Source organism: Phycicoccus elongatus Lp2, assembly GCF_000367525.1.
Taxonomy (GTDB): Bacteria; Actinomycetota; Actinomycetes; order Actinomycetales; family Dermatophilaceae; genus Phycicoccus_A; species Phycicoccus_A elongatus.
Map to the genome: position 1 here is coordinate 1,235,851 of NZ_HF570956.1, position 12,511 is coordinate 1,248,361.

General features: G+C 66.8%; 8 protein-coding genes. 5 read left to right on the forward strand and 3 right to left on the reverse strand.

What is annotated here, in order from left to right:
• Positions 1-6 precede the first annotated feature (6 nt).
• On the forward strand, positions 7-2,364 hold the full coding sequence (locus BN10_RS05890; protein ID WP_010850278.1) for a glycosyltransferase: 2,358 nt from the start codon (positions 7-9) through the stop codon (positions 2,362-2,364).
• A gap of 54 nt (positions 2,365-2,418) precedes the next feature.
• Here the strand turns inward: BN10_RS05890 and BN10_RS05895 are convergent, their stop codons facing one another.
• Both BN10_RS05895 and BN10_RS05900 read right to left on the reverse strand, forming a co-directional pair.
• Positions 2,419-4,848: a glycosyltransferase gene (locus tag BN10_RS05895; RefSeq protein ID WP_010850279.1), complete on the reverse strand. Its 2,430-nt coding sequence runs from the start codon at positions 4,846-4,848 to the stop codon at positions 2,419-2,421.
• A gap of 125 nt (positions 4,849-4,973) precedes the next feature.
• Entirely contained in the window at positions 4,974-7,658 is a 2,685-nt protein-coding gene (locus BN10_RS05900) for a CotH kinase family protein (protein WP_198014016.1), read from the reverse strand.
• 246 nt (positions 7,659-7,904) lie between these two features.
• Here BN10_RS05900 and gatC point away from each other — a divergent pair, with 246 nt between their 5' ends.
• The 3 genes from gatC to gatB are packed head-to-tail and all read left to right on the forward strand — an operon-like array spanning position 7,905 to position 11,306.
• Entirely contained in the window at positions 7,905-8,201 is a 297-nt protein-coding gene (gatC, locus tag BN10_RS05905) for an Asp-tRNA(Asn)/Glu-tRNA(Gln) amidotransferase subunit GatC (protein WP_010850281.1), read from the forward strand.
• Positions 8,202-8,215: 14 nt separating this feature from the next.
• The gene (gene gatA / locus BN10_RS05910) at positions 8,216-9,778 is read left to right on the forward strand and encodes an Asp-tRNA(Asn)/Glu-tRNA(Gln) amidotransferase subunit GatA (protein ID WP_010850282.1); all 1,563 of its coding nucleotides are present in this window, start codon (positions 8,216-8,218) and stop codon (positions 9,776-9,778) included.
• Between the two features lies 1 nt (position 9,779).
• Positions 9,780-11,306: an Asp-tRNA(Asn)/Glu-tRNA(Gln) amidotransferase subunit GatB gene (gene gatB / locus BN10_RS05915; RefSeq protein ID WP_010850283.1), complete on the forward strand. Its 1,527-nt coding sequence runs from the start codon at positions 9,780-9,782 to the stop codon at positions 11,304-11,306.
• Between the two features lie 76 nt (positions 11,307-11,382).
• On the opposite strand, the gene BN10_RS05920 is transcribed toward gatB, so the two are convergent.
• Positions 11,383-12,039 (reverse strand): DUF937 domain-containing protein, encoded by a 657-nt coding sequence (locus BN10_RS05920; RefSeq protein ID WP_010850284.1) that lies wholly within the window; start codon positions 12,037-12,039, stop codon positions 11,383-11,385.
• A gap of 234 nt (positions 12,040-12,273) precedes the next feature.
• On the opposite strand from BN10_RS05920, the gene BN10_RS17270 reads away from it, so the two are divergent.
• Positions 12,274-12,511: SixA phosphatase family protein (locus tag BN10_RS17270; protein ID WP_198014017.1), on the forward strand; the 238-nt coding region annotated here is incomplete at its 3' end.

A 12,511-nucleotide genomic window follows, 5' to 3' on the forward strand; every position in this document is an offset into this window, starting at 1 on the left:
GATCTGATGAACACACGAGATGACGACTTGGCTCGATGGCAGGCTGAAGCCGCCGCCATGCCCGCCGATGTCCTTACTCATCGCCATGCGAAGAAGCTCGAGACCATGGCGCAACTGCGAGAGCAGGCCCGCGCTGCCCGAGCTGCCCTGGCCGACGCACCCGTCGTCCTCCCGGCGGGTCCTGTCCGTGAATGGAATGCCCGCCGCGTCCTCGGCCTGATCACCAACCCGATGCGCTTGGGCCGTGCGGTCGAGCGTCACACCAGAACAGGGCGGCACACTGTGGCGTCCATCCCGCAGATCGTCCGCCGGGAGGGCGGAGCGCGACCCGCGGCCCGCAAGGCCCTGGGGTTGGCCCTTCGTGACGGTCCAGGTGGTGTCAGAGTCTTGGTGCCACCTCCCGTTCTTCGCGCACCGGCCCCGCAACCGACCCCGGCTCCGATCACCCCTGCGTGGTACGACGACCAAGCCCCCGAGGTCTCGGTCGTCGTCCTCAACTGGAACCGTAGCGACGTGACCTTGGAGTGCCTTCACTCGCTGTGGGAGCACACTGCAGGGCACAGGTACGAGATCGTCCTGGTCGACAACGGGAGTCGGGACAGCGATCGGGCCCGCTTCGCGTCCCTCCCGGGGCCGTGCCGAACGGTCCTTCTCGACATCAATCGGTATTTCGGCGAGGGCAACAACATCGGGGTCGACCGGGCCAAGGCGCCCTTGGTCGTCTTGATGAACAATGACGTGACGGTCACCCCCGGGTGGCTCGAACCACTGGTGAGTACTCTCCAGGACTCCCCTGGCTGCGGTCTCGTCGGCCCCAAATTCATCTACCCCAACGGCCTGCTCCAGGAGGCGGGTGGCCTCCTGGACGAGAATGCTCACTCGGTCCAGGTGGGCAAGTATCAGGACCCCACCTTGCCGGAGTTCAACCAATCCGGCCCGGTCGACTACGTGTCGGCCGCTTGCTGCCTGTTCCGCAAGGAGGACTTCGAGCGCGTCCTCGGATTCGACATGCGCTATGAGCCGGCCTACTACGAGGACGCCGACCTCTGCCTGAAACTCAACCAACTGGGCCTGAGCGTGGTCTATGTCTCGGAGTCGACGGTGGTCCACCACGAGAGCGTGACCACGTCAGACACCTCCCACGGCTTGGAACTCAACAACATTTCCGAACTGAACCGGATGAAGTTCTTGGGGCGATGGGGCGACTACCTGCGGACCGGTCGCCACGAATCGGCGCCGGCTCGCAGCCCACTGATCCAGTGTTCGATTCAGGACGATCGGCCAACGGTCGGCCTCTACACCCCCTTCGAACTCACGCCCGGTGGCGGGGAGCGCTACTTGTTGACCGTGGCGATGGAAGCGTTGGCCCACGGGCGACAGGTGCACCTCGTGACACCGGCGCCGTACTCTCGCGTCCGCCTGACCGCGCTGGCCGCAATGTTCGGCCTGGACCTCGACGGACTCTGCCTGACGCCGCTGGACGAAGCGGAGCGACGGGGGCCGTTCGACGAGTGGATTGCCCTCAGCAACCAGCTCGTGCCCCCGGTCCGCTCCATGGGGCTGCGCAACACTCTGCTGTGCCAGTTCCCGTTCCGGTCGGGTGTCGAGCAATGGCGGGCACGCCTGCACTGGTTGGCCGAGTACCAGCAGATTGCCGTCTACTCCCCGTTCACCGCAGATGCGGTTCGTGCCCGCTTGGCGGAAGCCAACGTTGCGCCATTGCCGATCACGGTTCTCACACCGCCGGTTGACCTCGCCGCCGACCCGATTCGCCCCGGTAAGGCCGGCATTGTGTCCGTCGGGAGATTCTTCAGTGGAGATCACTCGAAGCGTCAGGATCTCCAGATCGAAGCCTTCCGGCACCTTGTCGAGTCGGGTCGAGCGGACGGAGTCACTCTCCACCTCGTCGGGTCGTCGGCGACCCGTCCCATCCATCGCCAATTCCTCATCGATTGCATCGATGCGGCCAAAGGCCTGGCTGTGCAGTTCCATGTGGATGCGCCACTGTCCGAGGTCACGGACTTGTATGCCGCCAGCTCCATCTACTGGCACTCCAGTGGACTCGGCGTCGACCCCACCGTCGAACCCGAGCGGTGCGAGCACTTCGGGATTGCCCCCATCGAAGCCATGGCCCATGGGACCATTCCGGTTGTCGTCAACAACGGCGGACCGGCCGCCACGGTCCGCGACGGCATCGATGGTTACCACTATGACTCGGTCGAGGGGCTGGCGGCCCGAACCGCCGAGTTGCTCTCGCGCACCGAGGACGAACTCCGGCCGATGCGTGAGATGGCAAGAAGTCGGGCGCAGCAGTTCAGTCGGGAGGCCTTCGGTGAGGCCCTGGCGTCGACCTTTGACTGGTGATCCGAGGAGCTGAGCTCGGATCACCAAGAATCCACTCCCTCGACACCTCGTGCCTCAACCCGGTGTGGCGCGCCGGATCCTGGCCGTCGCCCGCTCCCTGAAGGACTTGGGCGGGGGAGGGGGAGGTGGTGGCTCCGGTGGTGGTGGCGTCGTGATGTCGGTGACCCGACCAGCGATGAAGTGAGCGGCGCGGTCCAGCGAGAATCGCTCCAACACGTCGGCCTGTCCTCGGGCGCCCAACTCTGCTGCGAAGGCGCGGTCCGCAGCCAATCGCCGCAAGGCTTCGGCAGCCCCGGCCTCGTCCGGATCGGCCCAATGGCCAAGACCTCGGTAGTAGCCGCCGGACTCCGTCACGGGAATCTGGGTGGCCTCGATGAGGATGGAGTTGTCCCGGCTCATGAACTCGAGGTTCCCGGAGTAGCCCGTGGCGACGACTGGGGTCCCGGCAGCCATTGCCTCCATCAGTCCGAGGCCGAAACCCTCGCTGCGGTGCAGCGAGACGAAGGCGATGGCGTGCTGGATGAGGGACTGGACCTCCTCGGCGGGCAGGTTCTGCTCCAGGAGTCGGATGCGACGACTGGAGGCTGCCGCTCGTCGCACGCTTTCCCGTTCCGCCCGACGTTGGTCACCGTTGATCGACTTGAGGACAAGATCCGGACCCTCGTCATCGGGAAAGGCCTTCAGGAAGGCGCGAATGAGCCCCACGGGGTTCTTGCGTTCCACCTCCGACAGGTAGTCGAAGACGAACACGAAATAACCACGTTCCTCCGTGGTCTCGGCGAAGTCGGGCCACGGCTGTCGGTGTTGCGCGACGGCGGGGATTGGGAAGACGTGCACCGGGAGGTCGGTGGCTCGTCGAAATGCGCTGGCGTTGAACTCGCTGGGCGTCCAGATCTCGTCGACATGACCGAACGACCCACGCATCCTCTGCGGCAGTTCGGCCAGTTCCCAGGCCCAGAGGCCGATTGTGTGGGCACCCGGGGCGAACTGCGTCCCCCAGCGCTCAACCCACAGCGGGAAGGTGTCAGCGTTCATCGCCACCAGGTTGACGGGATAACGCACGTCGGGCCGCTCGGTGTCGAAGTCCCTCGTCACGGGACCGGGCGCGACAGTGGAGGTGTGGATGCTGACCGGAAGACCGGCACGTTCGGCCGCCCGCACGACGTGACGAGCGGTCACGCCCACCCCGAGCACGGAGGCGAAGTAACCGAAGACATTGAGGCCGGCTTCGTCGACGACAGGACGGGAATCGACCGACCTCGGAAGGATCGCCGACGCCCACTGCGCGGTCACATACCCTTCGGCGACTCCGCAGGTGTCGAGCCAGTCGGCGAAGGCCTGTCGACTGGCACCCTGAGGCTCGGGAAAGGTGCCCTGCAGATCGATGCGCGAGGCCCAGATCCCATAGGCGAGCCGGCTCATCCCGGGCATCCGGTCGCTTGCCTCCCGCAGCCAGTCGGCAATGTTGGCAAACCCGTTCTCGAGGTCGGGAATGGGGGGTGGAACGGTGGGGCGACCAGGCGCGTGACGGGTCGCCGCACGAAGGTCGTTGCGATAGAGGCGGCGGATGCCGGGGGTGACCGGGGTGCCGTCCGCAAAGGTGTCGAACCGGTACTCGGGTGCGTCAGGATCCGTGGGGGTTGCCTTGGCCAGCAGTTCTGCGTACTCGTCGACCAACTTCTCGAGGGCGGGGTGCTCGGACAGGACGACGCGTGGTGCGTCAACTCCCGCGGTCGTCAAGAGCCAGGGACGGTCGGGGTCAAACTGGGTGAAATGGAAGGTGCGCAGCGGCATCCCGTCGGCCATCCATCGACCGTCGCTGACGTCGATCGGGCGCTCATCGACATTCCAGTAGCCGACACACAGGCCGGGGTCGACGATCTGCCCGCCTGGAAAGAGAGCGGGCACCGTGTCGATCCACTGTTGGTCCGAGAACTCCTCGAGTGCTTGACGGCCACCTGGTGCATCGACAACGCGACGTTGCCATTGGTCCAGCCAGTTCCGGCCTCGATCACTGACGGCAATGAGTCCTGGACACTGGACACCCAAGGTGCTGAAGTCGTAGGTGTCGGGACGAAGGCCGTCCTCCGGGACCGGAGTGTGCCGTCGAGGGGCGACCACCACTCCAGCTGCGACCGCCGCGTCGCTCACCTCTTGCAATGAGTCGTAGACGGCTGCGTCGGCGTCGAGGTGGATGGCCACATCGGCGCCGTCTCGCAGCGCCCAGGCCAACGCCCACGGGCGAAGCGCCAGTGCCAGTTCTTTGTGGTCGTACATGAAGGACATGCGAGCAAAGTCGTCCTCGGGCAAGGCCAATGCCGAGGGCGCAACGACGTGGAACGACTCGCCCGACAGGTCGTCGTCGCTCGCGAGGTCGGTGATCACGGCGGCGAAGGAGCCGGTCTCGTGCCACGTCGCGACGCTGCGTGCCAGGACACGCACGCGGGGGAGAGCGAGACGCGAGGCGATCGTGATCACCTTCATCGAAAGCCTTTCTGAGGGTCGCCCAAAGGCTAGTCCACGGCACGGCGGAGACACGCCAACCAGAACAAAGCACTGGTGGTGCCGCCCGAGTCGGGCGGCACCACCAGTTTGTGATGACGTTTCGGCTACTTGATGTAGTAGCCCGCCACGTCGGAGACGAGGTTGGTCTGACCTGCGTTCATGTTGTACAGGTTGACCGACCCGCCGGTTCCGAGCTTCACCGTGACGAGGTTCGGGATGTCTTGCCACTGGGTGAAGTTGATGCTGGAGACCTGCGGGCGCACCGTTCCGGTCGGGAAGACCGTGAGGTAGCCCACCTGAGTCGGGTTGGCGATCGTCATGTTCATGACAACGGCCCCAGCGGTGGTGGCGTTGACGCCGCCGGCGCCGGCCACCTTGAGCGGAACGACCTCGAAGTTGTTGAGCATCCGAGGCGTCCCCGCCGAGAAGTCGCCCTTCGGCATACCCACGCCAGTCCTGGAGTCCAGGATCCGGGCCGGCGCCAGCGGGACGAACATTCCGGACTGCGTCGCGGTGCCGCCCAGGAAGTAGCCGTTGACGTCGACCTTCAGGTCAACAGCACCGGTTCCACCGTTCTCCAGGGTGACCTTGCCGTCGGTCCCCAACTTGACGGTGACCGCGTTGGCGACGGTCTGACCGTTCTTGAAGTTGGCGTTGGAGACGATCGGGTTCGGTCGGGCACCGGTCGGGTAGACCGAGATGTGACCGTCGGAGGCCGGGTTGACGGCCGTGACGTTCAGGTCCACCGAACCGGCCGTGGCCGGGACGCCGCTGGCGGCACTCACGACCGGGAGGTCGATGGTGCCATTGCCGGGAACCCGGACAAAGGTGCTGCCGGCCTTGGTGGTGTCGAGGATCCGGACGGGAGCCATGGCCTGGAAGGCACCAGCCTCGGTGGTGGCCCCATCCACGTAGAAGCCCGCCACATCGGCGATCACATGGACGCTGCCGCCTGCCGAATTCTTCAACTTGACCACACCGCCGTCACCGACCTTGACGGTGACCTGGTTGGCCACGACCTGGTTCGCCACGAAGCTGAGGTTCGTGGTCTCACCCGGGTTCGCGCCGGCGGGGTAGGCCGAGATGGTGCCCGTGCCGGTCGGGTTGGCGACCGTCACGTTGAGCAGGACCGCCGAGACACCCGTGGCCGGGATGCCGCCACGTCCTGTCACCTTGAGCGACACCTCACCGTTGGCGGCGACGGCACCGCTGGGCGCGCCGTTGCCAGTGCGGGTGTCGAGCATGCGGCACGGGTCCAGCGGGTTGAACGCGCCCGCTGCCGGGATCGCCGCGGTCGCAGCGACCGTCTTGCAATCCGAGGCCGTGGCCGAGATGCCCGGGGCGTAGGTCGCATTGAGCAGGCTGATCCGACGCTGCATGAACGATGTGACCTTGTTGACCTCGCCCTGCCACGTGCTGCTGTAGCTGTTCTGGAACGGCGGGAACAACGTCCGCCCACCCAGGATCCGCCACCTCTGGAAGTTCTTGTTCGCCGATGCACTCATGAGGGCCGTGTAGCGACCCACCTTGACCACGGACTCCTCCGTCGGGAGCTTGAGCTGCGTCTGGTAGAGGGTGGTGGCCGCCGCGGTGTACTGCGACATCTTGAAGAGGTCCTGGTACCACATCAGGCCCGAGCGGTAGGTCCCGATGTTGCGGACGTAGAGGACGCTGGCGTTTCCGCCGTAGGTCGGGTCCGTGTACGTGCCCAGGGAGGAGTCGAAGTCCCAGGTCGGCCCGGCGTTGAGCTTGGAGTTCACACTGGCATCCATCCAGAAGTAGATGCTCGAGCGGGAGATCTCCGGGTTCTCGGTGAACTCGTAGATGAAGTAGTACTTGACGAAGGAGTCGACGTCGATCAGGGATTGGACCGTGTTCCAGTCCTTGGCGTTGAGGGCCGCCTCGAAGGCGGTCACCTTGGCCTTGAAGGCATCCCAGCCGGCCTGCACGTGAGCGGGCAGGGTGATGCTGCCACCGGACACCGTCGGGTCGGGGATGTCACCGTTGTTGGCGTCGCTGAGCACGAAGCAGTTCCCCGACGGAGAACGCCACCGCAGGGCAGACGGCTCGGTGTCGCAGTAGTTGTTGTCCATCTCCACCAAGACGGCGCCCGGGTCCTTCAGCGGGACGCGTCGCCCACCCTCATGGACCTTCTCGGTGAGCAGGTAGTTGCCCAGGTACTCGCCGTTGACGACGAGGTCGACGAATCGCGACTGTGGGGTGTAGGGCAGGCCGTACTCAGCGGCCAGGTCCTGGGCCACCTTGTTCCTGATGAGCGAAGCGTCACCATGGTTGGCCAGAAGGATCCAGGTCTTTCCCGAGCCCATGCCCAGGACGTCGCGGCCGGCCGACAGCTTGAGCTGGTAGGGACGCTTGCTCACGGCCGATGAGCTGAAGGTCACCCCGCCCTGGGACTGGGTCCACGCAGAGAAGGTGTGGAGGAGGGGCAAGGTCTTCCACGTGTAGTTGCCCCGCCCGCGGATCTCGCCCTGACCGGAGTCGACGAAGTTGTTCAGGGGGTTCAGGGGGTCAACGACCTCGGTCGTGGTGAAGGCACCGATGGTGTGACTGCCACTTCCGTTGACCGCTGACCACGCGGCGCTCCCCGAACTTGGGGTGACGGGGGCGCCGGCGTAGTTGGTGCGGTAGTAGCCGCCAGTGGTGTCCACGTACACCGTCGGGACGTTTGCCGTCTGTGCCGCACGGGCCGCTTGGGCAGTCGGCGCCACCAGGAGCAGGCCGGTGACGGCCAAGGCTGTGGTGGCGAGAAGGACGACTGCCCTTCGCATGGTCTGGATCATGGGGACCTTTCAAGGTTTGGTCAAAACGCCGTGCGGCACCGAGCCCGAGGTGTCGGCCGGTGCATCCGTTGCCCCCTCGGGAGCACGAAACGTTCGCAGAATACTCGTGGAAAGCCCACAGGTGGAACCCGTTCTGATATGTCGAGACGGTGAACAGAAGGGGTCGCGTGGTCTCTCAGCGCCCCGCCAAGCACCCGCGTCGGCGTCAGTCACGGGCAAACTAGACTCCGGTTCATGGCTGAACTCACCCGCGACGCCGTCGAACACCTGGCTCGACTGGCCCGCATCGACCTTGATGAATCCGAGCTCAACCGGATGGTCGGCGAACTCGGCGTCATCCTCGAATCGGTCGCCACGGTGCAGCAGGCGCCCACCGAGGCCGTCACCCCGATGTCGCACCCGATGCCACTGGTCAATGTGACGCGACCTGACCAGATCAGGCCATCGCTGACGCCACAGGAAGCGCTCGCCGGCGCCCCTGAGTCCGACGCGCAGCGGTTCAGCGTGCCCCGAATCCTCGACGAAGACTGAGAGCCACTCCCGAGATGACCGACCTGACCCGGGCCAGCGCTGCTGAACTGGCCGATCTGATGGCGCGCGGCGAGACGACCTCCCGTGAGATCACCACTGCCCTTCTCGAGCGGACCGAGGCCGTCGACGGAGCCGTCCACTCCTACCTCCACGTCGACCGCGACGGCGCTCTCGCGACGGCCGATGCCGTCGACCGCCGACGAGCTGCCGGAGAGACACTCCACGCGCTCGCGGGTGTCCCCATCGCGGTCAAGGACGTCATGACGACGACCGGTCTGCCGACGACGTGCGGGTCCCGAATTCTCCAGGGGTGGGTGCCACCCTATGACGCGACGGTCGTCGCGCGGATCAAGGCCGCCGGACTGCCGATCCTCGGCAAGACGAACATGGACGAGTTCGCCATGGGCTCCTCCACCGAGCACAGCGCCTATGGGCCCAGCCACAACCCGTGGGACCTCGACCGCATCCCCGGTGGCTCCGGTGGCGGTTCCAGCTCGGTGCTCGCCTCTTTCCAGGCCCCGCTCGCGACCGGCACCGACACCGGCGGCTCGATCCGCCAGCCGGCCGCGGTGACCGGCACGGTCGGCACCAAGCCGACCTACGGCGGGGTCTCGCGCTACGGCCTGATTGCCCTCGCCTCCTCGCTCGACCAGGCCGGCCCGTGCGCGCGCACGGTCCTGGACACGGCGATGTTGCACGAGTTGATGGCCGGCCACGACCCGTTGGACTCGACCTCGATCGATGCTCCGGTGCCGCCGATCGTCGAGGCCGCGCGTCGCGCCGACGTCAGGGGCATGCGCATCGGCATCGTCCGAGAGCTGACCGGCGAGGGATTCCAGGCCGGCGTGCAGCAGCGCTTCGACGAGGCCGTGCAGCACTTGGTCGACGCAGGCGCGGAGGTGGTCGAGGTCTCGTGTCCGTCGTTCACCTACGCGCTCGCGACCTACTACCTCATCCTCCCGAGCGAGGCGAGCAGCAACCTGGCGAAGTTCGACGCCATGCGTTACGGCCTGCGCGTGGCGCCGCGCGATGTCGACGACCCGAGTGCTGAGCAGGTCATGGCAGCCACCCGTGACGCCGGCTTCGGCGACGAGGTCAAGCGCCGCATCATCCTGGGCACCTATGCCCTCTCGAGCGGCTACTACGACGCCTACTACGGCTCCGCCCAGAAGGTTCGCCGACTCATCGCCGACGACTTCGCATCCGCCTTCGAGCGCGCCGACGTGCTGGTCTCGCCCACGGCGCCGACGACCGCCTTCCGTCTGGGTGCCAAGATCGACGACCCGCTGGCGATGTACCTCAACGACATCGCGACGATCCCGGCGAACCTGGCGGGCATTCCCGGGATGTCGGTGCCCAGCGGGCTCGCGGACGAGGACGGCCTCCCGGCCGGCTTCCAGATCCTCGCCCCGGCGATGGCCGACGACCGTCTGTATGCCGTGGGCGCGGCCCTTGAGCAGCGCCTCCACGCGGTGTGGGGCGGGCCGCTGCTCGATCGCATCCCGGACCTGCTTGCGTCCGCGCCAACGACACCTATGGCGACGCCGCACGCGGACGCCACGACGAAGGGGGCCTGAGATGAGCGCTGGCGACACCGAGGCCCTGATGGGCTACGACGACGTCCTCGCGGCATACGACCCGGCCTTGGGCCTGGAGGTGCACGTCGAACTCGGGACCAACACCAAGATGTTCTGCGGTTGCGCGACCACCTTCGGCGCCGAGCCGAACACCCAGGTCTGCCCGGTCTGCCTCGGCCTGCCCGGGGCGCTCCCCGTCGTCAATGCCATCGGCGTCGAATCGGCGATCCGCATCGGTTTGGCCCTCAACTGCGAGATTGCGACGTGGTCCCGCTTCGCGCGCAAGAACTACTTCTATCCGGACATGCCGAAGAACTTCCAGACCTCGCAGTACGACGAGCCGATCGCCTTCGGTGGTCACCTCGACGTCGACCTCGAGGATGGCACCGTGTTCCGCGTCGAGATCGAGCGAGCCCACATGGAGGAGGACACCGGCAAGTCACTCCACGTCGGAGGAGCGACCGGGCGGATCCACGGCGCGACCCACTCGCTCGTGGACTACAACCGGGCGGGCATCCCGCTCATCGAGATCGTCACCAAGCCGATCGTCGGCGCGGGGGAGCGCGCGCCGGACGTGGCGCGCGCCTATGTCGCCACGCTGCGCGACCTGCTCAAGGCCCTGGGCGTCTCGGACGTGAAGATGGAGCAGGGCTCCATGCGCTGCGACGTCAACCTTTCGTTGTCCCCCAAGGGGTCTGGCGTCCTGGGCACACGCACCGAGACCAAGAACGTCAACTCGCTACGGTCGGTCGAACGCGCCGTGCGCTACGAGATGTGTCGGCATGGCGCGATCCTTGCGAGCGGTGGCTCGATCCTGCAGGAGACCCGCCACTGGCACGAGGACACCGGCATCACGACGAGCGGTCGCGAGAAGTCCGACGCCGAGGACTATCGCTACTTCCCCGAGCCCGACCTGGTGCCGATCGCGCCTGCGCGGGACTGGGTCGAGGAGTTGCGTGCCACCCTGCCCGAGCCGCCGGCCCAGCGGCGCAAGCGACTGCAGGCGGCGTACTCCTACTCGGACCTGGAGATGCGCGACGTCCTCAACGCCGGTCTGCTCGACCTCATCGAGGAGACGGTCACCGCCGGTGGCTCGCCGGCGGCGGCGCGCAAGTGGTGGTCCGGTGAGGTGGCCCGTCGAGCCAATGCCGACGGCCAGGACGTCCCCTCGTATGCAGCGGGCCTTGGTGTCGGCCCGGCCCAGGTCGTGGAGTTGGAGACTCTGGTGACCAGTGGCCGCCTCAACGATGCGATGGCTCGTCAGGCGTGGGAGGGTGTCCTCGACGGCGAAGGGTCGCCGACCGCCGTGGCTGATGCCCGTGGGCTGCAGCTGAATCAGGACAGTGGGGCTCTCGAGACCGCCGTCGACGCGGTCATTGCCGCCAATCCCGAGGTCGCGGAGAAGATCCGCGATGGCAAGGTGCAGGCAGTCGGGGCTCTCATCGGCCAGGTGATGAAGGAGATGCGGGGCCAGGGTGATGCTGCCGCCGCGCGCGCTCTCATCCTGTCGCGACTGGGTCAGGCCTGACCTGATCCGCCGGCGAGAAGCCGGACCTGCCGCGGGGCCGGGTTCCGATCGGACCCCGGCCCCACGGCATACCAAATCAGCGGCGGCCGCCGCCGAGCAGGCCACCGAGGATGTCGGTGATGATGCTGCCGCCCGAGGGGACGCTTTGTTGCTGCGGCGCCTGCGTGGTGCTGCCGCCGCCGACGGCCGACCCGAGCACGTCCTTGAGCAGGTCGTCGAGCGAACCGGGGCCGGCGCTCTGGCCCTGCGACTGGGTCTGCGTGGGCAGGCTGGGGGCGGTGCTCTGGGTGGAGCTGCCGCCGGACTGGCCCATCTTTCCGAAGACCTGGTTGGCGATGTAGGACAGGACGATCGGCGCGAGGATCGGGATGAGCTTCTTGATGAGAGCCGAGCCGATCCCGCTGCCCGCTCCGGCTGCGCCGCCCCCGAGACCACCGAGCTGATTGGCGACAGCATCCTGCTGGTCGCCGAAGATGTGACCCGCGATCGCCGCCCCATCCTGGGTGTCGATCTGGGAGAGGTCGATTCCCCCGCTGAGGAGGTCGTTGTTGTGTTGGCCGAGCGCGCTCAGGATCGAAGAGGCTCCGCCGTCGCCCGCGTTGGCCTGCAGGCCCCCGAGCAGCGCGGGGAGAACGGCGGCGCTGGCAGCCTGGACCTGCTGGGGGTCGGCGCCGAGTTGGTCGGCCAGTTGGTCGATGGGGAGCTGACCGAGGATGTCGTCAATGGCTGACATGGGGGACCTTCCGTGACGTTGTGCGTGGGCCAGTGCCCACGTCAGATCTGAACCTAACCCGGATGCCGCCCCTTCGGGAGCGGTGGGATTGGCCGGGCGCTGTGGGTTCAGCGTCGGCTCAGGAGGCGACGTGGTGGGCGGGTGCTGCGCGGGCGCGAATCGGGGACGTGATCCATGAGGCATCTGCGCCGTGGTGGGCTGACAACCGCCGCTGCTCGGAGCAAGATCGTTGGTATGACCACTGCTGCCGAAGACCGCGTCCTCGTCCTCGTCCGTCATGCGGAGGCCGGTGGAGCGAATCCGGGATCGAGCGACATCGAACGTGAACTCACAGAGGGCGGCGTGCAGGACGCCGAGGCTGCGGGGAGATGGCTGCACGATTTGGGCATGGGCATTGACGAGGTGTTGTGCTCGGCGAGCACGCGGACCCAGCAGACCGCCGAGGCGATGTGGAGTGGTGGGGGGGGGGGGG

Excerpts from the sequence above, each read along its gene's own strand:
- BN10_RS05890 (WP_010850278.1), top strand. The coding sequence starts at position 7 with ATGAACACACGAGATGACGACTTGGCTCGATGGCAGGCTGAAGCCGCC.
- BN10_RS05895 (WP_010850279.1), bottom strand. The coding sequence starts at position 4,848 with ATGAAGGTGATCACGATCGCCTCGCGTCTCGCTCTCCCCCGCGTGCGT.
- BN10_RS05900 (WP_198014016.1), bottom strand. The coding sequence starts at position 7,658 with ATGCGAAGGGCAGTCGTCCTTCTCGCCACCACAGCCTTGGCCGTCACC.
- gatC (WP_010850281.1), top strand. The coding sequence starts at position 7,905 with ATGGCTGAACTCACCCGCGACGCCGTCGAACACCTGGCTCGACTGGCC.
- gatA (WP_010850282.1), top strand. The coding sequence starts at position 8,216 with ATGACCGACCTGACCCGGGCCAGCGCTGCTGAACTGGCCGATCTGATG.
- gatB (WP_010850283.1), top strand. The coding sequence starts at position 9,780 with ATGAGCGCTGGCGACACCGAGGCCCTGATGGGCTACGACGACGTCCTC.
- BN10_RS05920 (WP_010850284.1), bottom strand. The coding sequence starts at position 12,039 with ATGTCAGCCATTGACGACATCCTCGGTCAGCTCCCCATCGACCAACTG.